The sequence below is a fragment of the Geomicrobium sp. JCM 19037 genome (assembly GCF_000698105.1).
In the GTDB taxonomy this organism is placed as follows: Bacteria; Bacillota; Bacilli; order Bacillales; family Marinococcaceae; genus Geomicrobium_A.
The window spans coordinates 21211-45958 of the sequence record NZ_BAWZ01000035.1 but is presented as its reverse complement, the minus strand read 5'-3'; the positions used below and the strand labels follow the sequence as shown (position 1 = coordinate 45958).

Here is a 24748-nt window from a genome sequence, read left to right as displayed (position 1 = left end):
CCCCCCCCAGTTTAAAGCCATTTTTATCCCCACCACCTGCACTACCATTAGTAAGTGTGCCGTTTCTATATGCAATACTGTCTTCAATGACAACAGCACCAATTGCACCGGTTCCTACCTTTGCATATAAATCAAAACCATCATCAATATTGTTATGAGCAATTGCTCCTCGAAACACATTGCCTTCCCCTGACGTTAGCTTTGCTGCAAATCCATCCGCGTTGTTCTCTGCAGGGTCTCGATTATCAAAAGATGTCGAGTTTAAGACAAGGTTGTGTGACGGCCACATAGATATATCGTCTTCAGAAGGGTCCGTACGACTGATCTGTAGTCCCGTATCGCCGTTTTCATAGAATCTGCTATTCTCTACAATATTATGACTGCCGCCGATGACGAAACCTTTCGTATTACCTGCGGAACGGGCAAAATCAATGCCTCGATATGCCAATAATCTCCACTCAGCACCGCACCCTCTGATACAGAGTTAAAATCAATGACCGGGTGACTGCCTTTCTTTGCTTTCAACGTTTTCATTTCACCTTCTGCTCCATCATTATACTTACGAATGTTCAGCTTTTCATCCCGAATGTAGTGCCCATCATGGAGAAGGATTGTTTGTCCTCGCCTGACAAAATCTATGGCAGTATCAACATCAACTGGATCATTCCTTGTACCCTCTCCTGTATGATGGCCTTCAGGTGTCACATGAATTTCGTCTTGGAATGTTCGGTTTATAACCGTGAAATTTTTGATGATCGGCTGATCGTTTGATAAGTTTTTCGAGTCATCGGGTATAAACACAGCCGTAAATCGTGTTTGTTCATTATCATTAAGAGGTGCATGAATGGGCAGGACCACACCAGGGACATTTTTCCTTCCTCTTCAATCACTTGTCCTTCTTGAATGAGCCGGAGAGTCCCCTCAGTATTGGATTCAGCTTTTACATGATACGTCTCTGTGTCTGATGTCCGTTCTAAGGATACGATGTTCAACGTCGGCTCAACTGGCTCAGATGGGGGGTCAACTTTTGGTGGGTCTACATTAGCATCGGTTACCGACAAATCAATATTATGAACATTTATTGTAGCTTCTCTTGCGACAAAGAAACCTACATACATTTTATCATCTTGTACGTTAAGAATATCTGGTTCAAAGATTATGGTCTCATTCTCGCCATTTAGTGAACCTTTAAACCCACTGTTGGTTTTTGTTAATTGTAATCTGTACTCCATTGCAGGAAAAGTGTTTGACGAACCGGGGCGCTCTTCCTGTATCATGTTTTTCTGAATACCTTCACTGCCTTCTCCATCAGGAGATATCACCCCGCTTCTTACATACAATTGCGTTCCATTGGCTTCGCTAGTTCCACCGCTAAAGCCTCCGACTGTAGCAACATTGGATGAAAATACGCTTGAATCCCACGCTGGACCGATCGCATCGCGTGCCATAATCCCAAATGACTCCTGACCATCGTGAGGTGCCTTCGCATACTCAATAACTTCAATATCTGCAGATAGGTCAAAATTGTCGCCTTCTGCATTTAATTCAGTATAGTAATAGGAAATGCCATCATGGTCTTGCGTCACCTTCCCGGCATTTCCATGGGCATACAACTCGATGTTGCCACCCTCATGTTCTTTAATACTGTTGGTGTCTTCACCAATTGATTGGCCAAATACAATCGATTCCCATAGATGTTCTCGCGGATTTTGGACGATAACAGGAAGTTTTATCGCTTCAAACGCCTTCCCGTTTGCCTCAATAACAATCTCGTACCTCCCCGGTTCCGATTCATCATATTCCGATATGTCCAACGACAATGTTTCTTCTTCCACCGTAGTTTGATCTCCATTATCATATGCGTATACAACTTCCAGACCGTTAGGATCGAATGGTTGGCCAATTTCATACGTCGTTTTTGGATATTCCACAATTTCTATATGTGTGACTTCAGGTTCTTTGACTTCGATATCGAAACTTGCTACTTCACCTTTGTAGCTAATTTCAACGGTTTTTCTCCCGATGTGATCGGTGTTCTCATCATCAATCTCTACCTCTTGAAGACCTATTCGAACTTCTTCTCCGTCCTCATAATGGGCATAAACCATCGTTCCTGCGGGCTCAAATTCTTCTCCAATAAAATACGACGTCTTAACAGGAGCTTGTCTAATCTCCAGTTCAGTGATCGCCTCGTCACGAATGTCGATCGTGAAAGAATCTAAAGCTCTGAAATAATCATCTGAAACTACCCAGACCGTTTTTTCTCCTGGACTCGTCAGTACTTCACCCGGGTGAACCGTTTTACCTTGAATTTGAAAGGATACCTCGGTATGCTCGAGCGGTCCATGTTTGTAACCGTCATTGTATTCTGCCTCGATCTCCAACCCGTCCGTGTTCAATATATCGCCGACATAATACGTTGACTTTGCGGGTGCATATTCCACGGTCAAATCGGTTACAGATAAAGGATGAACAGTCACTTCTATCTCTTCTGTCAATCCATTATAATGTATATTAATTTGCTGATCGCCGGTCTCTTGTGGGTCATAACCCGTAACGATCCACTCGTCTTCGTTGACCCTTCGCTCACTTCCATTGGCGCTTTCAACATGCACACGAAGCCTTCTAAATTTAAATCTTCCCCTTTCAAATATTCTTTTTTCACCCGTTGATCATCAACAACAAGGGAAGCACCATCTGCTTCATCAGATAATACATCCACCTTATACTCACTAAAAGTCACCGCTGTATTACGTGCCGTAAAAAAACCTCCATAGGAAAGTGCTGCATCAAAATCTTCTACTATTTGATGCTCACCATTCACAGAAAGTTGATACACATCTCCGCTTTTGATGAGAGCGAGTGAGTATTCTTTATTCCCATGTGGGGGATCAGAATCATCAAAAGACCAATGATCCTTTTCGATACTGCTCCTGTCGTTCTTGTTGTAAAACCCTTTCATCTCTTGATCAAGTGCGCCAACAGCCAAGTAATCACCCGTAAAGTGTTCATCATTCTCATTTTTTAGAATCTCATCTCTTACCATGATTCCAAAGCTCACTTGATTGTTCGGTGTCCAATCCTCCACCGTCACAGTCGTGCTTAAATTAAAATTTGAACTTTCTGATATTTGTTTGTATGTGTAAGCGATGCCCTCACTGTTGCTCGCGATTTTCCCTTGGTTATTGGAGCTCCTCATGTATAGCGTGCCATCATCGTTCGTATCAATCTCAAAATTCTCAGCGGTTATACTGTTCTGTCCTCCAAGATCACCAAAAACACTCGCTTTATAATGATCAGGGGGATTAATAAACCCTTGATCTTGAACCGCCTTTGCAACAGAACCATAAGGTGATGCGACAAGTAAAAAAGCTAAGGCGGCTGGAAGCCACCTCTTGAACATGATCATTTCGTTCCCTCCTTTCATTTAATACTCCTTTCACATAGGGAATTTGAAATAATGTTTTGCATTCCAATATGATATGTTTTGGACAAGATCACCTAAATATTTGTAATCCTTTGGTGCCTCCCCATTCTCCACCCACTCACCAATCAATCTGCAGAGAACGCGCCTAAAGTATTCGTGCCTTGTGTATGACAAGAAGCTCCTTGAGTCCGTCAGCATACCGACAAAAGTACTTAACAGGCCAATATTTGCAAGGTCACTCATGTGCTTTGTCATACCTTCCTTGTGATCATTAAACCACCAGGCTGAACCGAATTGAATCTTACCTACTTGCCCATTCGCAGAAAAGGCACCTAACGCGGAAGCAATCACCTCATTAAACTGAGGATTCACACTGTATAAAATTGTTTTTGGGAGCGCATTATCTTTTTCCAACTCATTTAAAAAACCATTGAGCTTGGCAGCAATCGGCTGGTCACCAATTGTGTCAAAGCCTGTATCAGCCCCAGCACTTCAAACCACTTGGAATTGTTGTTGCGCATCGCACTTATATGCAGTTGCATCGTCCAGTTATGATCGTGATACATTTGACCGAGCACTCGCAATACGAACGTTTGGTATTTTTCCTCATCAACCATTGACACTTGTTCACCATTCAAAGCCTTCAGAAAAATGCGGGTTGCTTCTTCTTTTGAACACGGAGAAAACGGAATCCCATAAATTCCATGGTCAGATATACGACATCCATGTTCGTGGAAATACGTCATTCGTTTTTCTAAGCTCATTATAAGATCGTCCAAATGTTCAATCCTTGCGTTTGATGCTTCGCTTAATAATTGAACATATTCTTGAAATGCAGGTGAAGAAATCTGCAGAACTTTGTCAGGTCTGAACGCTGGCAGCACTGCGACTTCGAACTCTTTATCATGAGATAAGCGCTTGTGACTTGCTAAGCTGTCGATAGGATCATCTGTCGTACAAATAAGCTCGACATTCGATTTTTCAATAATTTTTCTCGTGGTTAGGTCGGCTCCTTGCAAGTCAGCATTCACCTTGTCCCAAATCTTCTCAGCATTCGTTTCTGACAACATGTCATTCACATCAAAGTATCTCTTTAATTCTAAGTGAGTCCAGTGAAACAATGGGTTTCCAATTGTTTTCGGAACACACGCTGCCCACTTCATGAATTTCTCTTTATCACTTTTATCTCCGGTAATGTAGGATTCATCTACCCCGAGCATTCGCATCGCTCGCCATTTGTAGTGATCTCCATGTAGCCATATTTCCGAGATGTTTTCAAATTTACGATTCTGTTCAATCTCATTGGGAGGAACGTGACAATGATAATCAATAATCGGCATCTCTTTCGCATAATCATGGTAAAGTTGTTTTGCGGCGTCTGAGTTTAATAAGAAATGATCATCTATAAACGTGTCTTTAGAAATTAGCATTCAACCTCTCCTTTTACTTGTTTGTATGCTTCATTAGCGTTTCAATGGCTGCACTACCGCCTTCTTTACATAGAATCGTTAAATACGAAGCAACAACTGCAGGATTCACACATTCCATACTCTCTTTCCAAATCTGTTCATTGTTCATCACATTCAGTACGAGCTCTTGCATGGTTTGTTTTCGCTGTGAAACGTTGTTCCATTCGGCGTACATAAAATTCATGGTGGAAAGTTCCTCTCGCAAAGGCACTGCGATACCGTTAATGACCGTTGTCCCACTCTCTTGATCGGGCTCTGTCGGTCGGAAATAATAAATCAACGCCGCAAGTGACAAGCTAAGATAATGTTCAGCTGCAGTTTCCTCACCTTTCCACTTGCGCCAAATGGGCACTACCCGAGAGCGGAATTTCTGCATTCCATTCAGGCCTAAATCCGAAAGTTGATGATGCTGATAAGGGTTGTCAAAGCGTTCAATGACCCCCTCAATATACGCCTCTTTCTCTTCGTCAGTTTGAGGAAGTACCGGGCGAATGACCGAGTGCATGACTTCCTTGATAAATTGCCTGAGTTGGTCATTACTCATCGCTTGTTTGACAGTCGTTGTACCGACAAACTGTGCCAATGCAAACATCATCGTATGCGGCGCATTAAGAAGTCTCACTTTGAGTTCTGAATACGCTTTCACTTCCCCGTACTGCACATTCAATCCACTAACCTTGTGCAAAGGCAGAATATCCTTAATGGTATCGTTCCCTTCAATAACAAGCAGATGATACGGTTCAGCAACTGTGAGAAGATAATCCTCATACCCTAACCGATGAAAATAGTGTTCGTCGTTCTCTTTTGGATAGCCGGTTACAATTCGATCAACGAGTGTGTTATAAAAATTGATGGTTCAACACCCAATTTTTGAAATTTCCACCTAATTCCCAGTCATGGATTTCCGTAAAATAATCTCTTTTAGCAGACTCCCATTATTGTCGATCAACTCTAAGGGAAGAATATGTAATCCACCCTCCTTTGATCCTTTAAAAGCTTGATACCTTGCATACAATAGTTGTGTTACTTTGCCCGGGAAAGATAAACAGGCACGATCCTTTTCCAAACGTTCGTAAGTGTATGAGAGCCCTGCTTCTGTCGTGTTTGACGTAATGACTTGCAACTCTTCAGATGCGGCAAACGTCAAAAATCGCTCCCAATCTTCATACGGATTGATCCCTTCGCCAATGGATGTAATTACCTCCGATTCATCGATGACCTTTTCGTTCATATATCCTTTTAACATGACAGTAAATGATCCGTCTTGCCTATTAAATATTGACATCTTCTTTCCGTGAGGAGTCGGCTGAACAGCAACCGCACGTCCTCGATACTCTCCGGTTGTATTGAGCTGATGAATCATCCAATTAAAGTATGCACGTATAAAATTGCCTTCTCCAAACTGCATAATTCGAAACGGATGAGGTTCGTACGCTTCTTTTGGTGCTAGTTCTTTTGCGCGGATAAGCGAATGATCTAATATAGCCATAAACATTGCACCCTTTCACTTACAAAATCACGCCATCTTTGAAAATGGCTATCTCTTTAAATTCATACTTCTCGTTTTGCGTTTGAACTTCGCCGGAGGCAAGTTTAATAATGTATTCAAGCAGCTCTTCTGCAACGCCTTCGATATTCGCTCCTTCAACAATTTGACCGGCATTAAAATCAATCCACCGTTTTTTCTTACGGGCAAGCGTTGTATTTGTCGAGATTTTCACGGTTGGCACGGGACCGCCATACGGCGTTCCTCTACCTGTCGTAAACAAGACAATATGTGCACCAGCCGCTGCAAGATTGGATACAGACACAAGGTCGTTCCCTGGGCCTTGAAGAAGGTTTAGACCATTTCTTTCCGCTCGGCTCGCATAACTTAATACATCCACAATCGGAGCAGATCCACCTTTTGCACACACCCTAAAGATTTCTCTTCCAGCGTTGTAATACCACCCTCTTTATTACCTGGGGAAGGGTTTTCATAGACGACTTGATTGTGCCGGATAAAATAATCCTTAAAATCATTAACGAGATGAACGGTTTTATGAAATACGTCTTCACTTTCTGCACGATTCATGAGCAGTGTCTCCGCGCCAAACATCTCTGGAACTTCAGTCATAATTGCAGTCCCGCCCATTTCAATTAATCGATCAGAAAACCGCCCAACCAGTGGATTGCCCGTAATTCCTGAGAACCCATCGGACCCACCGCACTTTAAACCAATTTTCAATTCAGAAATAGGGATGTCTTCTTTCTGAAAAGTATTCGCATATTCCACCAATTCAGAGATGCACTGAAGTCCTTCTTCAAGCTCGTCATCCACTTCCTGCGCACTAAAAAACATGACTTTCTTATCTTTTACTTCTCCTACCATAGATTGAAATGATTGGATTGTATTATTTTCACACCCTAGCCCCATAACAAGTACACCAGCTGCATTTGGATGTTGTACGAGACTGCTTAAAAATTGCTGCGTATACTTCAAGTCGTCACCAAGCTGTGAACATCCAAACGGGTGAGGGAAGCTGCGAATCTCATCTACTTCATCAGCAGTAGTTAGTTCTTTCGTTGCCAGTTTGGCTAAGAGCTCTGCAGATTTGTTTATGCAGCCTACCGTGTTAATAATCCATATCTCATTTCGAATGGCCACATCTTGATTGCCTCGTCGATACCCTTTGAACGTTACAGAGCTCTTTTGTTTATTCTCACGATCTGTTTGCAGAGGATTGTATGAATACGTTAATTTTCCATCTAAATTTGTTTTTAAGTTGTGTGAGTGCACCCAGCTGCCTGCCATAATATTCTCTGTAATTGACCCGATCGCATTGCCGTACTTTATAATTTCCGTACCTGTCGCCATTTCTTGGAGAGCTACTTTATGACCTGCTGCAATATCTTCCTTCAATACAATCGTTTCGTTTCCGACTTTCAGCCATTGCCCAGATTTTCCATCGCCGAGCATGACCGCGACATTGTCTTTATCGTGTATTTTGATATTTTGAACACTCATTGCGTCCTCCTTTAGTGTGAGAATATTGATGTATAACCTCGCACTGCCCAATCAGCTTCTTCTAACTCGCTTGGAAGCTTCCACAATTCAAATGATTTTTTCATGATCTCGTCTAAACCTTTGACTGACCTCCGTTTGTCTTCACGAATTACGGATTGATCTGGAAACACAATGGTGTCATTCATCGCTGTATGCAAGGCATCAATGCACATTGCGTGAGGGATTACCGATTCGGGACCGCATAAAACATGTGTATAGTCTTTAGTTTTCACCGCTTCAATGCATGAAAATAGCTTTTGACTTCTTTCCTCTTCAGGATCCGAGTACCTTCGTATCGTCCCGTCCCGCATCGTAACGATGATTGAACCATACCGCTCATACTGAATCACAGCGTCTTCAAAAACATACTCATAGATCGGGCCTTTTTGTTCGGCTCCCGCGTGCGTCGCTAAATAAAGAAGCTCAGTTCCTCCTTCTACTTTGACTCTCAATGCACATGTATCAAACGTTTCAATTGGGTTAACTCGGTATAATTCCGACTCTAGCTTTAGCGGATGTGCACTTTCAAAAGGGGTGCTGCCCAGCAAGTAGAACATGTTATGAAGAAAATGAGCCGCTGCATTATTGGCTACGCTGTCATAAATCGGTATGCCGTCATCAGTTTTGCATTTCCCCGCCCATACGGCTCGCTGAAAATAATTGTCATCCCTTGGCCATAGCACTAACGTTTTAAATTGAATGGGCCGACCAAAGGTTCCGCTTATGACCTCGGTCTTTAATTTTTGTATCGAACGCGAGTAAGACCAATCGAAGCCAACAGCAACAAATCGTTTTTTCTCATTCTTAAGCGCAATGATGTCGTAAATCTGTTCAATGTCCGTTGTCAATGGTTTCTCACATAAAACATGGCTGTCGTGTTTTAGAGCGGCAAGAGTTTGTTCATTATGGTAAGGTATAGGACTCGAAATAATTGTTAAATCAGCCGAGTGATTTGCAAAGAATTCATCAACCGTTTCAAAGACTGGAATGGACCCCTTTTTTACTTCAGCGTAGAATGGACTCCTCTCTGGGTTAGGATCTACAACGCCTTTCACCAATGAGAATTGATCCATTGAAAGAAGTTCACGCACATACGTGCTTCCGTAACCGCCGATACCGACGAGCAAGATAGATACTTCTTTTATCTCAACCACCCCTCTCTCGCTCAGCCATATTCTGTGCTTTCAGACTTAACTCAGATGCTAGAAAAGCATGTTCCTGAGTCATTGCCTTCTCAGTTCCATGCAAACAGTCTCCAATAAGATGGTGATAAAACGGGAGTCCTACTTTACCTTTTAATGAAAAGTATTGTTCTCCTTCATGATTAACAAGAAATAGGTGATCACTTTCTCGACTACGCATGAGGTCAAGATTCTTGCGCAATTCAATATACCCGTCTGTTCCTAAAATAAATGTCCGGCCATCGCCCCAAGAATGAAGCCCATCTGGTGTCAGCCAATCGACACGGAAATAATTCGATGCTCCGTTATCTGCCTTTAGGGACACTTCCCCAAAATCTTCAAGTTCCGGATAATCTGGATGTGCATAATTCTCCGTACGACTAAACACCACTTCAGCACGTTTAGCTCCTGAGAAGGTTAGAAATTGTTCTACTTGATGACTGCCAATATCACAAAGGATTCCGCCGTATTTCTCCTTTTCAAAAAACCAAGAAGAACGCTCTCCCTCTTTCAGCTTGTGAGGGCCTGTGCCAATGACTTGTACCACTCTGCCAATGGCCCCTTCTTCAATAAGTTGTCCGGCAAAAACGGCACTTTCAACGGCAATGCGTTCACTGTAATTCACCGCCCAAACCTTGCCTGTTTGCCTAACCATCTCTTTTGCCTTCTCTAACTGTTGGATGCACGTGAACGGTGTTTTTGCGGTGAAATAATGCTTGCCGTGCCGATGGACTTTTAGACCTAACTCTCCTCTTTCAGAAGGAATCGGCGCAGCCGCAACCATGTGAACTTCTTGATCTTCTAAAATTGTTTGCGCTGAAGGAGCCACCTCCACTTCAGGAAACTTCTCTTTAAACCATTGCGTTTTATGAGGATCTGGGTCATACACCCACTTCACAGATGCTCCAGCATCTGCAAGTCTTTTGCACATTCCATAAATATGATTGTGATCCAAACCGATTGCTGCAATGTTGAACTCTCCCTGTTGCACCGCTCTGCCAAGTTTAAGGTTCGGGGTGTATGTCTTCATGTGCTCACCTCATTTCTTATACATGCTCAATGAATCGTTCTTTCATCTGAACGAGAACATCATCTCCTGGTTGATTCCAAAGATCTTGATTAATAATCTCTACTTCAACCGGTCCGCAATATCCATTCTTTTCTACTGATTCTCTTAATTTTTTAATGTTAATCACCCCATCACCCATCATGGCTCTGCCTTTAAACATGTCTTTCATCGGTACTTTCCAATCCGACACATGAAAACCAAGGATTTTTCCATGTGCACGATCAATTTCCTTCATAATGTTTGGGTCCCACCAAATATGAAACACATCAAGAACAATACCGAGGTGGCTGAATTGAAATGTTCTATTAACGTATTCGCTTCACCAGCAGTAACGATCACAGAACGATCTGCTGCATACATTGGATGTAACGGTTCAATACCTAATTGAACCCCTCGTGAGGCTGCATATGGCAAGATTGCTTCGATACCTTCAAGCACCCACTGTCGACTCACTTCAAGATCATCGTCACCAGAAGCACCACACACAAGCACTAAGACTTTTGCACCCAATTCTGCTGCTTCGTCAATGGCTCGTTTATTGTCTTCAATTCGTTTTATTCTCTCGTTTTTGGTACGTGCAGGGAACATTCCGCCGCGGCACAAACTAGAGACTTGCAACCCATGAGCCTGAAGCATTCGCTTCGTTTCTTGAATTCCTACTTCTTGGATTTTGTGGCGCCATAATGAAATCCATGACACGCCATGCCGATCACAACCTTCAATGGCCTGTCGTACATCCCACTGTTCAGTTGTAATTTGATTTAAACTTACACGTTCAACTTGTACTTGCTGCATGTTTCGCCTCCTTGTTGAATACCAGACAACTTTAACCACTGCTGCATTCGCTCGGTAGCCAATTGAGGTGCTGTCAGGACTCCTGCTTGGTCTGCCAACGTAAACAATTGAGAAAGGTGTAAAAGAGAACGTGCACTCTCTGCACCACCGACCATGCGAAAATGGGATTGATGCCCATTCAAGTAGGCTAAAAATACAATGCCCGTTTTATAAGAGAACGTTGGCTTTTGGAAAATATGTCGTGCCAATGGCAATGTCTTTTCCATTTTTCTGCGATATCCCGCCACATCTCCTGCATCCAAATCATTCAATGCATCTGCCGCTGTTGGGGCAATGGCGTCAAAGATTCCGAGCAGTGCATGGCTATAGCCAACTTCATCCCCTTCGATTAACTCCGGATAATTAAAGTCATCGCCCGTGTACATCTTTACACTTTCCGGTAATTGGCGACGCATGACGATTTCTTTCTGTTTGTCTAGCAAAGAGATTTTAATTCCATCTACTCGTTGTTGATGCTCCCTAATCACATCCAAACAATGACTCATCGCTTCATTGAGGTTCGCACTGCCCCAATAACCGGAAAGAGAAGGATCAAACATTTCTCCCAACCAATGAAGGATGACAGGACTCGATACTTGACTTAGTACACGCCCGTATACATACGCGTAATCTTCCGGAGATCTGGCTGTGCGCGCCAATGCACGACTGGCCATTAGTATAACTTGACCTCCAGCTTGCTCAATATGTTCGCACTGTTCTTCGTAAGCAATTGCGATTTCATCGAGTGTGGCAGGCTTATTCGGATCAAGCTGGTCGGTGCCTGCACCGCAAGCTATTTTCCCATTCACTGCTTGAGCTTCTTTTACTGAACGAGTAATCAGTGTTTTCGCTTGACTCCATTCTAGGCCCATCCCACGTTGTGCAGTATCCATCGCCTCTGCCACAGCAAACCCTTGATTCCATAAAAAATGTCGATAGTTAAGCGTTGCTTCCCAATCAATACCTGTATCTTTCAATGGGTCACCAGTCGAGAATGGATCTGCCACGACGTGAGCCGCAGAAAACGCAATTCGCTTATGAAACGTCACTTTTTCCGCTTGCTTTATCTCTTTAGTTTGCAACACGTATTCGACCACTTGTCGATCACTTGTTGGTAAAAAAATTGATGTTCGTGTCATGAAGTGACCTCTTGTTTTTCAAGTGAGGGAACTTTCATCCATCGCTTTTCATCTGAAGATTGCACCGCGAGGTCTGCCAATTGTGTTCCCCTTGCACCTTCTAAGAAGTCCCAAGGAAATGGCGTATCGCTATGCACATGTTCTAAGAACATCTCCCACTGAAGCTTAAATGCGTTCTCATAGATTTCATTACTCGGAACGTCTTCCCACTGGTTTGTAAACGCTATCGTATTCTCAAGATCAGGGTTCCAAACTGGTTTCGGTGTGTTAACACGATGTTGTGTCTTGCATTCCCTAAGTCCTGCCACTGCACTTCCAAACTCCCCGTCAACTTGAATTGTAAGCAGGTCATCACGATTGACCCGTACTGCCCAAGAGGAATTAATTTGAGCGATTACATCATCTTTCAGTTTGATCGTTGCATAAGCTGCATCATCCGCGGTTGCCTCATATGCATTGCCATGTTCATCAACCCGTTTTTCGATGTGCGTTGTATACGTACAGCTAACTTCCTCCACAGATCCAAACAGATGATCGAGGACATACCGCCAATGTGGGAACATGTCGCTAATGATTCCTCCACCTTCTTCTTTTTTATAATTCCATGAAGGACGCTGACACTCTTGCCAGTCTCCTTCAAACACCCAGTACCCAAATTCCATCCGGACCGATAAAATTCTACCGAAAAATTTTGAATCAATGAGTTTCTTTAATTTGATAATTCCTGGAAGGAATAATTTATCTTGAACTACACCATTTTTAACACCCGAATCTTTCGCAAGCCGAGCAAGCTTCAAAGAGTCTTGTAACGATGTTGCGGTCGGCTTTTCACAATAAATATGTTTGCCCGCAGCGATTGCTTTTTCAATGCTCTCTTTGCGTCTCGTCGTTGTTTGAGAGTCGAAATAGATTGGATAGTTGCCGTCGTAAAGCACTTCATTAAGATTTGTGGTCCACTTCTCAATGCCATGCGCTTCGCATAATGCTTGTAATTTATGTTCGTTTCTTCCGACCAAAATCGGTTCTGGATAGACAATATCTCCATTCTCTAATGTAACTCCTCCTTGTTCCCTTATCGCTTTAATGGAACGAATAAGATGTTGCCTTGTCCCCATTCTCCCAGTTACCCCGTTCATAATGATTCCATATTTATACACGTTCGTCATATGAAGCCCTCCTTTTCGCCTATGCATATAACGTAATACAGATTGGAGAAGCTTTCTTATTAAATCGCACCCATTCATTCTGAATTTCTCAAAAAAAGAACTGATTTTTCAAATAAAAAACATAAGCCTGCGCAAAGGCGTTGACTTATGTTTTATTGTATGTCGAACGATATGTGTTTGGCGGGATTCCCACATGCTTTTTAAAAATACGATAAAACGTCGCCAATGATGAGAAGCCAACTTCAAAACATATGGATGAAATTTCTTGATCCGATTCAGTAAGTAACTGCTTTGCACGGCCAATCCTTACTTCAGACAGATAATGCATAGGGGTCCGGGAATACTGATCTTTAAAAATTCTTTGTATATAACTCTTACTCACGTTGACTTTTTTTGATAAATCTTCGAGACTTTGCAGTTCATAATAACGGCGGTCAATGGTTTCTTTAATGCTCTCTGGCCGAACCACACTTTGATATTGATTCGTGGATTTTGATCGTTTAGAGCGGATAAGAATACACAATATCTCAATTAAGTGAGATTTAAGGATATGGTCCTGCAAATCATCCTGCAGTGATATTTCGTACAGCATTTTACGCAGTAGTTGCCTAAACTCACTGCTTTCGAATGGATACAATGTCCTTCGCTCAGGTTGTATAAATGCCCGCTCCAGCAGGTCATCTTCGATATGGGTATTTAAATATTTTTGGTCAAATTCTAGCACCAATATGGTAAGTTTTGTATTTGCACTTATGGAATGGGAAGTGAACGGAGGAATGATGAGTACATCATCTTTGGTGATGATATAGTCATCATTGCCGAGCTGACAGTTTCCGTGCCCTTCAAGTGCATATAAAATCTGAAATGTCTCATGAAAATGCTTGTGTACTTCTTGAAAGTTTTTGTGTTTGCTTTCAAAAATACGCACCTTATCATTATGCAGTATAGAAGACATTCGGTCCCACCTCACTTTCCTTTAAACGTTTCGACGCATCGCTTTCCTTTCCTTCAACGATTTAATCTCTCGATCGTTTCTCGCAACGACTTCTCAAGAGCCTCCCCCACCCCGGCAATGTCTGACTGCCTTTCGTTGTGTAGAGCTGATCGTTCTTGTACCTTGGATATACGTGCAAATGATAATGCCATACGTCTTGGTTGCTGGCGGGTTCGTTGTGTTGACGAGTAGAGATGCCATCGCATCCATATGCTTCTTTCATGGCATGGGCGACGAGCTGGGTAACGTAATGAATTGGTCCCGCAAGGTGAACGGGGAGCTCATACAGGTTTTCATAATGTTCGTTAGGAACAACGAGCACGTGCCCGTGATTGTTCGGCCACCATTTACTTGCAACGAAGACCGTCACATTCGAATCTTGGTAAACAATGTACTTTTGCTTCGTCCCGTTATTTGGTCGTGCTATTCCTTTGACGACTCGGTAAAATGGACATTCATAGTTTTTAGGGACATGGGAATACTTTTTTCATAATCACTTCTCCAATCCATTGAAAAGTCAAATTCCTTGTAAGTCGCTAGGAATAGTGATATTTTTTAAAAAAGGAGGATTTACGATGACAACCATCGGACCACTCGTTTCAACTGATTGGCTAGCAGAACATTTACACGACGACAACCTTGTGATCCTAGATGCAACAACATTTCTTAAGTTACCAGAAGGAGACGGTTTGTACTCGATTAATAGCGGGATCGATGCCTATAAAGAAGCTCATATCCCTGGCGCTGTGCACGCAGATGTATTGCACGAACTCGCTGATCCTGACGATGAGAAAGCATTCACGCTCCCTTCAAGAGAACGATTTGTTAATAAGATTGAAGCGCTAGGTGTTGGTGAAGGCAAGCACGTTGTCATTTATGACCGTGTCGCGGAAGTGGGATCAAGCAATGCGGCTTCAGACTGGGCTACTCGAGTGTGGTGGATGCTGCGTTTTGAAGGATTCGACGACATTTCCATACTCGAAGGTGGGATCCGCAAATGGGAACGTGAAAACCGCGAGATGCGCTCCGGGGTAGAAACGAACCCACGCGCTAACTTTACTTTTGAGCGCAGGCCAGAACTTCTCGCAACGAAAGAAGACGTGAAGAATGCAATGACCGATTCATCAACGGTGTTAATGAATTGCCTGTCTCCGGATACATTTTCAGGAACGGTGAACACGTACGGCAGACCCGGACACATTCCAAGCAGCGTAAACGTGTACTTCCGAAGCTTGTCTGACGAAGAGTCTTTACTCGTAAAAAAAGAAGAAGAATTACACGAAATTTTTGAGCCGATGGGTGTATTTGATGAGAATAAAAAAGTAATCGCCTATTGCGGTGGTGGCATTGCCGCTACGTGGAATGCCTTCATTATGTATATGCTCGGCAGAGAAGACGTTGCTGTTTATGACGGCTCCATGACCGAATGGGTGAAAGATGAATCGTTACCGCTCACTACAGCATAAAGATGTTTACCCGAACACGGGCATTTCATATTTACTAGCATGGTGAGATTACCACATGTACCTTTAGGCTCTTGTGTATAACTTCACTTTCAAATTAATTGAGGTTACCCACATATGTTCAGATATGTGGGTAACTGTACACAGGCGTGTGCTTTTCCACATATTTATCCACTTTATCCCTACTTTTGTGGACAGAATGGACGGTTTGACTCCTCCTTTGGTAGTCCATGATCCTGCACTTGAATATATGTTGCCTTCATGGTTGCTGTATCGTTAACGCTTAAACAAGCGCTTAAGCTTGAATCTTTGCCCCCGTTCTTTACAGCTACTGATGTGATCGGATAGCACAACCCACGTTCGAGTTGAACCTTTAAACCTTTCCGTATTCTATGAACGCAATCTTTGATGCTATGTACACGCGATTCGACAGACTGATGTTCAGAGGCCACCCTTTATCTTGACGTGAAAACCTCGGAGATTTCGCTGGAATTTATGAATCCGGCTTTATTCAAAAATGAGCATTCCTTATTAAAGGGAATGCTCATCTAATATACGATCAGAACGTTGGGCCAATACGCCAAATTCCAAAATCATGTTGCTTAAAGATTTCTGCCTTCGTACGTTTCCCCGATGCAACCGTTGCAATTTCTTGCATCAGTCGCTCACCTGCATCTTCAATTGTTTCTTTCCCTTCGATAATCGTTCCTGTGTTCACGTCCATATTATCGTTCATTGTTTCAAACATTTGTGAGTTCGTAGATATCTTTATTACCGGTGCAATTGGTGATCCTGTTGGTGTCCCTCTACCGCTTGTAAATAATACGAGTTGTGCTCCCCCTGCTGTCATGCCTGTAAGCTGCTCAATATCATGACCTGGGGTATCCATCCAGACTAACCCTTTTTCAGTTGGACGTTCTGCATAACTAACGAGCTCATTAAGACGAGAAGACCCTGCTTTTGCAGCTGCCCCAAGTGATTTTTCTTCAAGGGTTGTAAGACCTCCTTCCCGATTACCAGGACTCGGATTACCTGTACGAATATCAACACCCATACTGAATGCGCGATTTTCCATTGCTTCAATCACTTCATACACTCGTTTTGCGACATGATCATCTTTTGCACGTTCAGCAAGTAAATGCTCGGCACCAATTAATTCAGTCGTTTCTGCTAAAATTGACGTTCCCCCGCTTTGAGCAATTCGATCACTCACATATCCGACAGCAGGATTTGCAGATAGTCCAGAACATGCATCAGAACCTCCGCACTCTGTTCCGACAATTAAATCCGAAAAATGAATCGGCTCTCGTTCAACCATTGACGCATCTTGAACCATTCGCGTAGCAATTTTTGCCGCTTCAGCAGTCGCTTGTAACGTTCCACTATGATCTTGAATTGAGACGAGTTCCACAGGTTTGTCTGTTCGTTTCGCGATCTCATCAGCCACACTTCGCCCTTGATGTGTTTCGCAACCGAGCCCCATCACTACAACGCCGTAAACGTTTGGGTTTAGACCCATTCCTACATACGTGCGGAAGGTTTGCTCATAATCGACGCCGACTTGTGCACAACCATGTTGATGGACTACGGATACCGTACCGTCGACGAGTTTTGTTACATTCATTGCCGCTTGTGTGGCGCATACAATCGTAGGCAAAATCAATACGTGGTTGCGTATCCCAACGGTACCATCAGTTCTTCTGTATCCGCTTAGTTTGTAATTCATCGTTCACATCTCCCCTTCCTCGTTTTCCATCGACGTTATGAACGTGTACATGCTCACCTGCTTGAATAGCACATGATGCAATTCCGATGACTTCCCCGTATTTGATTATATCTGCACCTTGGTTAATGTTTACGATCGCAAATTTATGGCCAAAATCAATGCCTTCATTCGTAAGAATCGTAACTTCATCAAACCCATCAATTGTCACTATATCCGATGCGTTCAAGGTTGTAATCGCTGTAGCGACGTTGTCGGTTGGTCTCATTATGACGTGTGTTCGCATCGCCATCACCCTTTCACGAAAACCGTTTTCACAGATGTAAAAAACTCAATCGCTGCACGACCTTGCTCTCTTGAATGGGAGCTGGAACTTTTCATACCTCCAAATGGCGCTTGCAATTCAACACCTGCACTTTCTGCGTTGACACGAACTAACCCTGCTTGCATATCGGTTGTAAACGCAAGCATTTCTTGAATGTTTGTCGTAAAAATCGAAGCACTCAATCCATAATTGGAATCATTCGCAAGTTCTACCGCTTCTTTTAAGCTGGATACACGAAAGAGAGCTAAAACAGGCCCGAAAATCTCTTCTTGAGCAAGGGACATTGAATGATCGACATGTTCAAAAACGGTCGGCTCAACAAAATACCCCTCTAAGGAAGAAACACGATTTCCACCGGCAAGTAATGTGGCACCTTCTTTTTTTCCATTTTCAATGGCTTGTAACACTCGATCAAATTGCGTTTTCGTCGCGAGCGGCCCCATCCACGTACTTTCGTGCATGCCATCTCCCACCGTGATTTCCCCGATGGCATGAAGAAGTTTATCTTTAAACGAATCATACACATCATCTTCCACAATAACGCGACTTGTCGCTGTACACTTTTGTCCCGTTGATTTGAGACCACCACTAATTGTTGCTTCTACAGCGACTTCCAAATCGGCATCTTTTGTTACAATTACAGGATTTTTACCCCCCATTTCTAGCTGGTACTTCGCACCACGCTCAAGTGCTGATTGACCAATTTGTTTCCCTACTGTATTAGAGCCTGTAAAAGTTATTGCAGACACATAAGCATGATCGACGAGTGCTTTACCGATTTCTGCTCCTTTTCCCGTTGCTATGTTGACAACACCTTCAGGAAATTGCGCAGCTTCAAAACAAGCGATTACCTTTTGGGCCGTAACAGAGGCTTCTTCTGCTGGTTTTAATATCACTGTATTGCCATAGGCGAGTGCCGGAGCAATCTTCCATAGTGGGATCGCCACCGGGAAGTTCCATGGGGTTATGACGCCAACGACGCCAAGTGGACAACGGGTCGTATACATTAACGCATCCGCATCGGTTGACGGAATAACCTGACCGATTTCTCTCATGCCTTCACCGGCAAAGTAGCGTAAAATTGCAATACCGCGTGCCGTTTCCCCTTTTGCTTCTGCTAATGTTTTGCCCATCTCTTTTGTCATCGTCGTAGCTATTTCTTCTAATTGAATTTGCAGTTCGTCAGCCGCTCGATGTAGATACATTCCTCGCTCTGGTGCAGGAAGCTTCGCCCATCCAGGTTGTGCTCGCTTTGAACGTGCAATGATGTTCTCAAGCATTTCGATGGATACATCTTCGACATGCCCAACGATCTCAGTTGGTCTAGCAGGGTTTATACTTTGGAATGTTGTTTTTGTTTTCATTTGTGTCATCTTAAACCAGCTCCTTGTTTGTTCTTTGATGGCTATTTACCTTATTTGATAACGTTCCAATCTTTGTAATATCAATGTCAATTTGATCCTCTTCTTGAAGAGTAAAATCGTTATCAGGAACGACACATGTCCCCGTTAAGAGAACGGTAAAATCTTCAATTTCATTGTCTTGTAGTAGATAAGAAATCAGTTCTTCAGGTGTTCGTTTTAATTGCTTAAGACTTGCAGAATCATTAAATAGCACGACGCCATTGCGGGTTATTTTGCAATGAATCGTAAAGTCGCTAATATCCGTAACGCTATCTGCTAGAAGTAACGTTGGTCCAATGGCACAAGAACGCTTCCACACTTTTGCTTGAGGAAGATACAAAGGATTTTCTCCTTCAATATCTCGACAACTCATATCGTTTCCAATCGTATAGCCAATCAGTAAGCCTTCACGATTCATAACAAGTCCGAGCTCAGGTTCTGGAATTTGCCACGTACTATCTGTACGCAATGCAACTGCTTTACCAGGTCCAACAGTTCTTCCAGGAGTCGCTTTAAAGAATATTTCTGGGCGCTTCGCATCGTATACTTTATCGTAAAATGTTGCCTGATTCCCCATGCCACCCGTCGCTTCATAGTTACGAGCTTCACGACTACGTTGATACGTGACACCAGCTGCCCACACCTCTGAAAGCTCAAATGGTATGAGTAAATCTAGTTGCTCAAGTTCATCTTGAATTTCTTCCCAACTCGCCATCTTTTCACGAATCCAAATAGATGAACCCCCGCTTATGTCTAACAGCTGGCGCACCGTATCATATGGCGCGAGTTTTATCGTTTCACCATCTACAACAGCTACATGAACGGTCTGTTTCTCCAAAAAGCGTATAATTCTCATTTTCTTCACTCCTTTTTTTAGTTTAAGAAAGTAGTGCCGGCAACCACAGTGAAATGGCTGGAATAAAAATAATCACAAGCGCTAAAACGATGAGCAGTAGCCAAAACGGGATTACTTCTTTGATAAACACTTCAATTTTTACTTTTGTAATCGCAGCTGTAGTAAACATGATGGTTCCAATTGGAGGCGTAATGGTACCAATACTCAAACATAGAATGAAGAATATTCCGAAATGAACAGGGTCAATTCCATACATATCAAGCATCGGTATAAAAATTGGTGTTAAAATAATGAGCATCACATTTCCTTCAATAAACATGCCTACAATAAGTAAAAAGACAAAGATAATAAGTAAAAACAAAATCGGGTGCTCAATTAAGCTTGTTATACTTGATGTTAACGCTTGAGGAACTTGTTCCAACGTCAAAATCCAACCGAAAGCGGTTCCTGCAGCAATAATAATCATGACTGTAGCAATAATTTGGATTGATTCTTTTAAAGCGAGCCATAAATCTCTAAATGTCATCTCTCGGTAAACAAAGAAGCCGATTAGTAATGCGTAAACGACAGCAATTGCGCCCGCCTCGGTTGGGCTAAAAGCGCCTAATCGAATGCCGCCAACAATAATAATTGGCAAAAGCAACGCGAGCAGTGCGTCCTTAGAAGCGATCAGTACATCGATGAAATTTGGTCGTTCTTCCTTGACTTGCTCAAACCCACGTTTTCTCGCAGCAAAATGTACATAAATTAATAGTAATACGGCGAGCAATAACCCTGGAATGATTCCAGCAATAAATAAATCACCAATCGAGACATTTCCGACATATCCATATAAGATTAAGGCAATTCCTGGTGGCAATATCGGTGTAATTAATGAGCTCGTCGCTGTTAGTGCTGCAGAAAACCCTGGTGCATACCCTTTCTTCACCATCTCAGGTACGAGAATTTTCGACTGCATGGCAGCGTCAGCAACATTAGATCCAGATAAACCGCCCATTAACACGCTCATCATGACATTTACTTTTGCAAGTCCACCAGTAAGATGACCCGTGACTAGTTTGGCAAAGGTTAACATCCGGCGAGTGATGCCTGTATAATTCATCAACACACCTGCTGTAATAAAAAACACAATGCCTAGCAATGGAAATGATTCAACCCCACTAATCATTCGTTGCGTTAATGTCTCATTCATAAAACTATCGTTCGTTAAGAAGTAAACGAGTGAACCTCCGAGCATCGCATATGCTACTGGAACATTTAATACAATTAACAAAAGGATAAGACTAACGATGAGAAGAATCGTCATCTTGAACAGCCCCTTCCTCTTGCATAAACCAAGATTTGTCACGTTTTATAGCAACCGTAAGTAAGTGGTAAAGTGCAAGCACACCCCCTAAAGGTATCGCTACATAAATCAATTTGAAGTCAATGCCAAGTACAGGCGTTACTTTCCAATGCGTATTAATCATGAGGAGAAATCCCCAATAGATAAACACCACTGATGTTACTAGCGTAAGAACACCCCATCGTACCCACTGAATGAATTGAAACCATTCTTTAGGAAGCTTTCTAATAAAATAATCAATACCTACATGTTCATTACGCTTCATTACTGCACTTACGCCGATAAACGTGAGCCATACGAACAACGCAAGTGAAACCTCTTCGCTCCATGTTAATGGTTGAGACAATACAAAACGAAAGAAGACATTGGAAGCAATAATAACGATGATTAAACTTAGAGCAGCGGTTGCGATAACATCATCTATCTTTTCAAACATGCTTCTTATCTTCATTTTCACTCCTCCTTTGGCCGCTCTTCCATTAGTTCCAATACATGTTCATATAAACCAGGTGACCAGGCAGGCATTGAATCATAAAAAGGTTCAACCGTTTCTCGGAACAACTCTTGGTCAACCTCATGAACGGTCATGCCTTCATTTTTAAATGTTTCGAGCGCTTCTTGCTCTTCTTGTTCTGTAATAGCATGCGTATACCTTGCCGCCTCTTCACTCGTTTCCGAAAGAATTTGTTCTAAATCTTCAGGCAACTCATCCATCATGCCGGTACCTGTTACCCAAATGCTCATCACCTTCATATGTCCCGTTAATGTTAGATGATTCGTCACTTCATTGGTTCTTGTCCCTTGCAAAACAGGCAATGGATTCTCTGCACCATCGATTACACCTTGCTGAAGGGATGCATACAAATCACCCAAGGGTAAAGGAGTTGGTGAGGCTCCAAGTGCCTGAAATGCACGAATATAAAGATTGTTGTTCGGCACTCGTATTTTCATACCTTGCAAGTCTTCTGGTGTCGTGACGGGTGTTTTCGTCATTAGATGGCGCTCACCATAGATCGTTTCTTTTCCTAACAGTGCGAGTCCCATTTCATTCATGTCATTCTCTAAATCTTTGTACCAATCCGTCGTTGTTAAATAAAGAAGATCTTCAAACTCTTCGGCCAAATAAGGGGCTGCTAGAATTCCTAGATCAGGTACATAATCCATAAGAAAATCGTAAGCCGTAAACACAATCACATTGTTGCCTCTCATCGCAAGTTCAATCATGTCGCTCTCACCTCCAAGTTGAGAACTTGGATAGACATTCAAAATCAAACGACCGTCACTCTCTTCTTCAGCAAGCTCTGCCCATTTACGTGCTTGCTGGTCTAGCGGTTCACCTGGTTGATTTCCGTAAGCAATGTTAATCGTATGAACATCTTGCTCGATTGCTGCGGATGTACTTAAGGAACAACCTGAACTGACAAGGAGCATAGCACCTAAGACACTGACGACCCCTCTTCTCATTTCAATTAATCCCCCTTCATAAGAAAACGCTTTCAATATGTTTTATTTATGCTATCATGAAATCATTACGCAATGATATTGCGATTTGTGGTGAAAAACTTGCGTATCTTAATCTATGAAGGGAGGGGCTTTTATGGATGCGATTGTGAAAGAATTTGATGAATTCAACGTTGTTCCATTTCACATGGCTTTCCACCATACAAAAACAAAGTATGAGGAACTTCCACATCACTTACATGAATGGCATGAAGTATTTTTCGTCCATAAAGGAAAGAGCCGATTTTTTATTGATGATCTATTTTATGACTTAGAACCTGGAGACATTGTGATTATCCCAAGTAATGTAATTCACTGTACTCAACCAGCTGATGGCTCTCTTTTCACGAGTTCTGCCTTGTTCTTTTGTCCATCAATCCTTACTGGAAACAGTGATGTGCTCGCTGAATTATTTTCATCTTCAAAGTTACAAAGAAAACATCGCTACCATCTGAGCGAAGAAAAGCAGAGTGAATTTCTAGAACTCTTAAATAAACTCAAGTACGAGACTTCCAAATCGGATCGTTTCACTGGCGAAATGTCGCTCATCCTCATCCAATCAATTGTGATTTTTCTAACCCGGCATTGTCATACGACACCAAATGAGACCGCAGGTATGCCAGATTGGATTCATCACAGCCTTCACTACATTAATAATCATCTAAATGAAGAGATTGAACTTACACAGCTCGCATCAGCTGCATGTGTGCATCCAGCTTATTTTAGCAAGCGATTTAAGACGACCATCGGATTAACATTTAGCGATTTTGTTAAATCAAAACGAATGATAAAGGCGAAAGAATTACTTCGAAATACGTCTTACAGCGTACAAGACATTGCTGAGCAGTGTGGCTATAAGAGCATGCCCCATTTCTTTCGAACGTTTCGAGCCACGACCGGAAATACTCCCTCCGCCTACCGCAAAATGAGCTTAATTTAAGGTATCTTTTCGTTAGATTACGCAATTCTATTCTCTATTTTGATGTGCTAAAGTAGGCACATCATGAACAATGAGGAGGAATTTGTATGCGTTTACGTCAGAAAATTGCCATTATTACCGGCGGCGGTTCAGGTATTGGTCAACGGACCGCTGAACGCTTTGCAACTGAAGGCGCAACGGTTGTGATTGCAGACATTGACTGCGAGAAAGGCAAACAAACGGCAGATGCCCTCAAAGGAGATCACCTGTTTATCGAGACCGACACGTCTGACGCAAGCTCTGTACATGACATGGTCGAACAGGTCATTCAGAAATATGGACGGATCGATGTTTTGTTTAACAATGCTGGAGTTAGCGGCGTTGGTCGGTTGCATGAAGTTGACGAATTTGACTGGGACCGTGTGATGAACATCAATGTCAAAGGTGTATTCTTACCATCAAAATCAGTCATTCCATACATGATGAACGCACTCTCGGGCGTAGTTATTAATATGTCTTCTTGCATCGCAGAAATTGGCCTTGGAGAACGAGCATCTTACGCGACATCAAAAGGTGCTGTTCTATCTTTAACGAAACAAATGCAAGTGGACTACGCCAAATACAACATTCGTGTCAATGCAATTCTACCCGGCACGATTATGACACCCTTTGTGGAGGATTACTTATCACGAGCCGTTGATCCAGACAAAGCGATTGCTAAGATCAAAACTCGGCAATTGTCAGGTGATTTAGGAAAACCTGAAGATGTCGCAGATGCTGCACTTTTTCTTGCATCAGATGACGCAAGATTTATGATGGGCTCGCCACTTTATGTAGATGGCGGCGTCGTCTTTGGTAAGGATGCGTAAACATTACTAGTATAGGAGAT

Annotated in this window: 21 protein-coding genes and 3 pseudogenes; 3 read left to right on the top strand and 21 right to left on the bottom strand. The window is 42.6% G+C overall.

From position 1 onward, the window contains the following. The 14 genes and pseudogenes from JCM19037_RS23305 to JCM19037_RS24570 form a co-directional block, all read right to left on the bottom strand. Positions 1-448: right-handed parallel beta-helix repeat-containing protein (locus JCM19037_RS23305; protein WP_193744794.1), on the bottom strand; the 448-nt coding region annotated here is incomplete at its 3' end. Beyond that, entirely contained in the window at positions 367-705 is a 339-nt protein-coding gene (locus JCM19037_RS25245) for a hypothetical protein (protein ID WP_152549123.1), read from the bottom strand. The genes JCM19037_RS23305 and JCM19037_RS25245, both read right to left, overlap by 82 nt. A gap of 26 nt (positions 706-731) precedes the next feature. Continuing rightward, entirely contained in the window at positions 732-2615 is a 1884-nt protein-coding gene (locus JCM19037_RS23300) for a bacterial Ig-like domain-containing protein (RefSeq protein ID WP_081829398.1), read from the bottom strand. Between the two features lie 824 nt (positions 2616-3439). After that, positions 3440-4857: pseudogene (gene uxaC / locus JCM19037_RS17195) on the bottom strand (glucuronate isomerase). Positions 4858-4870: 13 nt separating this feature from the next. Further along, positions 4871-5581, bottom strand: a complete 711-nt coding sequence (locus tag JCM19037_RS17190; RefSeq protein ID WP_042403295.1) for a hypothetical protein — start codon at positions 5579-5581, stop codon at positions 4871-4873. A 198-nt stretch (positions 5582-5779) separates the two neighbouring features. Further along, entirely contained in the window at positions 5780-6385 is a 606-nt protein-coding gene (locus tag JCM19037_RS17185) for a hypothetical protein (RefSeq protein ID WP_042403292.1), read from the bottom strand. A gap of 19 nt (positions 6386-6404) precedes the next feature. Next, positions 6405-7855 (bottom strand): annotated as a pseudogene (locus tag JCM19037_RS17180) (UxaA family hydrolase). Positions 7856-7914: 59 nt separating this feature from the next. After that, positions 7915-9096: a Gfo/Idh/MocA family protein gene (locus JCM19037_RS17175; protein WP_052363995.1), complete on the bottom strand. Its 1182-nt coding sequence runs from the start codon at positions 9094-9096 to the stop codon at positions 7915-7917. Beyond that, a complete protein-coding gene (locus JCM19037_RS17170; RefSeq protein ID WP_042403290.1) occupies positions 9089-10153 on the bottom strand; it encodes a Gfo/Idh/MocA family protein in 1065 nt (354 codons plus the stop codon). Before JCM19037_RS17170 ends, JCM19037_RS17175 begins: the two co-directional genes overlap by 8 nt. A gap of 16 nt (positions 10154-10169) precedes the next feature. Further along, positions 10170-10987, bottom strand: a pseudogene (locus tag JCM19037_RS17165) (sugar phosphate isomerase/epimerase family protein). After that, a complete protein-coding gene (locus tag JCM19037_RS17160; RefSeq protein WP_052363994.1) occupies positions 10960-12165 on the bottom strand; it encodes a dihydrodipicolinate synthase family protein in 1206 nt (401 codons plus the stop codon). The pseudogene JCM19037_RS17165 and the gene JCM19037_RS17160 overlap by 28 nt, the downstream one beginning before the upstream one ends. Continuing rightward, positions 12162-13331, bottom strand: a complete 1170-nt coding sequence (locus JCM19037_RS17155) for a Gfo/Idh/MocA family protein (RefSeq protein ID WP_042403288.1) — start codon at positions 13329-13331, stop codon at positions 12162-12164. Before JCM19037_RS17155 ends, JCM19037_RS17160 begins: the two co-directional genes overlap by 4 nt. A gap of 145 nt (positions 13332-13476) precedes the next feature. Then, positions 13477-14286 carry an AraC family transcriptional regulator gene (locus JCM19037_RS17150; RefSeq protein WP_042403286.1) on the bottom strand — a complete coding sequence of 270 codons (810 nt, stop codon included), beginning with the start codon at positions 14284-14286 and terminating at the stop codon, positions 13477-13479. A gap of 61 nt (positions 14287-14347) precedes the next feature. Further along, a complete protein-coding gene (locus JCM19037_RS24570; protein ID WP_081829394.1) occupies positions 14348-14752 on the bottom strand; it encodes an HIT family protein in 405 nt (134 codons plus the stop codon). Positions 14753-14900: 148 nt separating this feature from the next. On the opposite strand from JCM19037_RS24570, the gene JCM19037_RS17140 reads away from it, so the two are divergent. Further along, positions 14901-15791 (top strand): sulfurtransferase, encoded by an 891-nt coding sequence (locus tag JCM19037_RS17140; RefSeq protein WP_042403282.1) that lies wholly within the window; start codon positions 14901-14903, stop codon positions 15789-15791. Between the two features lie 556 nt (positions 15792-16347). Here the strand turns inward: JCM19037_RS17140 and JCM19037_RS17135 are convergent. From JCM19037_RS17135 to JCM19037_RS17105, 7 genes are read right to left on the bottom strand one after another with little or no spacing between them, the layout of a single operon-like run. After that, the gene (locus JCM19037_RS17135; RefSeq protein ID WP_042403280.1) at positions 16348-17514 is read right to left on the bottom strand and encodes a UxaA family hydrolase; all 1167 of its coding nucleotides are present in this window, start codon (positions 17512-17514) and stop codon (positions 16348-16350) included. Next, positions 17480-17797, bottom strand: coding sequence for a UxaA family hydrolase (locus JCM19037_RS17130; RefSeq protein ID WP_307189861.1), 318 nt, complete (start codon positions 17795-17797; stop codon positions 17480-17482). The genes JCM19037_RS17135 and JCM19037_RS17130 overlap by 35 nt, the downstream gene beginning before the upstream one ends. 5 nt (positions 17798-17802) lie before the next feature. Continuing rightward, the gene (gene gucD, locus JCM19037_RS17125) at positions 17803-19209 is read right to left on the bottom strand and encodes an alpha-ketoglutaric semialdehyde dehydrogenase GucD (RefSeq protein ID WP_042403277.1); all 1407 of its coding nucleotides are present in this window, start codon (positions 19207-19209) and stop codon (positions 17803-17805) included. Between the two features lies 1 nt (position 19210). Then, the gene (locus JCM19037_RS17120) at positions 19211-20095 is read right to left on the bottom strand and encodes a fumarylacetoacetate hydrolase family protein (protein ID WP_042403275.1); all 885 of its coding nucleotides are present in this window, start codon (positions 20093-20095) and stop codon (positions 19211-19213) included. A 22-nt stretch (positions 20096-20117) separates the two neighbouring features. Continuing rightward, on the bottom strand, positions 20118-21401 hold the full coding sequence (locus JCM19037_RS17115) for a TRAP transporter large permease (protein WP_042403273.1): 1284 nt from the start codon (positions 21399-21401) through the stop codon (positions 20118-20120). Beyond that, on the bottom strand, positions 21379-21891 hold the full coding sequence (locus JCM19037_RS17110; protein ID WP_042403271.1) for a TRAP transporter small permease: 513 nt from the start codon (positions 21889-21891) through the stop codon (positions 21379-21381). Before JCM19037_RS17110 ends, JCM19037_RS17115 begins: the two co-directional genes overlap by 23 nt. 2 nt (positions 21892-21893) lie before the next feature. Beyond that, positions 21894-22904 (bottom strand): C4-dicarboxylate TRAP transporter substrate-binding protein, encoded by a 1011-nt coding sequence (locus tag JCM19037_RS17105; RefSeq protein WP_042403270.1) that lies wholly within the window; start codon positions 22902-22904, stop codon positions 21894-21896. Between the two features lie 133 nt (positions 22905-23037). Between JCM19037_RS17105 and JCM19037_RS17100 the strand changes: the two genes are divergently transcribed. Then, positions 23038-23880: an AraC family transcriptional regulator gene (locus tag JCM19037_RS17100; protein ID WP_042403268.1), complete on the top strand. Its 843-nt coding sequence runs from the start codon at positions 23038-23040 to the stop codon at positions 23878-23880. 86 nt (positions 23881-23966) lie between these two features. Continuing rightward, a complete protein-coding gene (locus tag JCM19037_RS17095; RefSeq protein WP_042403266.1) occupies positions 23967-24728 on the top strand; it encodes an SDR family NAD(P)-dependent oxidoreductase in 762 nt (253 codons plus the stop codon). Positions 24729-24748 lie beyond the last annotated feature (20 nt).

Excerpts from the sequence above, each read along its gene's own strand:
- JCM19037_RS17185 (WP_042403292.1), bottom strand. The coding sequence starts at position 6,385 with ATGGCTATATTAGATCATTCGCTTATCCGCGCAAAAGAACTAGCACCA.
- JCM19037_RS17170 (WP_042403290.1), bottom strand. The coding sequence starts at position 10,153 with ATGAAGACATACACCCCGAACCTTAAACTTGGCAGAGCGGTGCAACAG.
- JCM19037_RS17160 (WP_052363994.1), bottom strand. The coding sequence starts at position 12,165 with ATGACACGAACATCAATTTTTTTACCAACAAGTGATCGACAAGTGGTC.
- JCM19037_RS17155 (WP_042403288.1), bottom strand. The coding sequence starts at position 13,331 with ATGACGAACGTGTATAAATATGGAATCATTATGAACGGGGTAACTGGG.
- JCM19037_RS17150 (WP_042403286.1), bottom strand. The coding sequence starts at position 14,286 with ATGTCTTCTATACTGCATAATGATAAGGTGCGTATTTTTGAAAGCAAA.
- JCM19037_RS17140 (WP_042403282.1), top strand. The coding sequence starts at position 14,901 with ATGACAACCATCGGACCACTCGTTTCAACTGATTGGCTAGCAGAACAT.
- JCM19037_RS17135 (WP_042403280.1), bottom strand. The coding sequence starts at position 17,514 with ATGAATTACAAACTAAGCGGATACAGAAGAACTGATGGTACCGTTGGG.
- JCM19037_RS17130 (WP_307189861.1), bottom strand. The coding sequence starts at position 17,797 with ATGCGAACACACGTCATAATGAGACCAACCGACAACGTCGCTACAGCG.
- gucD (WP_042403277.1), bottom strand. The coding sequence starts at position 19,209 with ATGACACAAATGAAAACAAAAACAACATTCCAAAGTATAAACCCTGCT.
- JCM19037_RS17120 (WP_042403275.1), bottom strand. The coding sequence starts at position 20,095 with ATGAGAATTATACGCTTTTTGGAGAAACAGACCGTTCATGTAGCTGTT.
- JCM19037_RS17115 (WP_042403273.1), bottom strand. The coding sequence starts at position 21,401 with ATGACGATTCTTCTCATCGTTAGTCTTATCCTTTTGTTAATTGTATTA.
- JCM19037_RS17110 (WP_042403271.1), bottom strand. The coding sequence starts at position 21,891 with ATGAAGATAAGAAGCATGTTTGAAAAGATAGATGATGTTATCGCAACC.
- JCM19037_RS17105 (WP_042403270.1), bottom strand. The coding sequence starts at position 22,904 with ATGAGAAGAGGGGTCGTCAGTGTCTTAGGTGCTATGCTCCTTGTCAGT.
- JCM19037_RS17100 (WP_042403268.1), top strand. The coding sequence starts at position 23,038 with ATGGATGCGATTGTGAAAGAATTTGATGAATTCAACGTTGTTCCATTT.
- JCM19037_RS17095 (WP_042403266.1), top strand. The coding sequence starts at position 23,967 with ATGCGTTTACGTCAGAAAATTGCCATTATTACCGGCGGCGGTTCAGGT.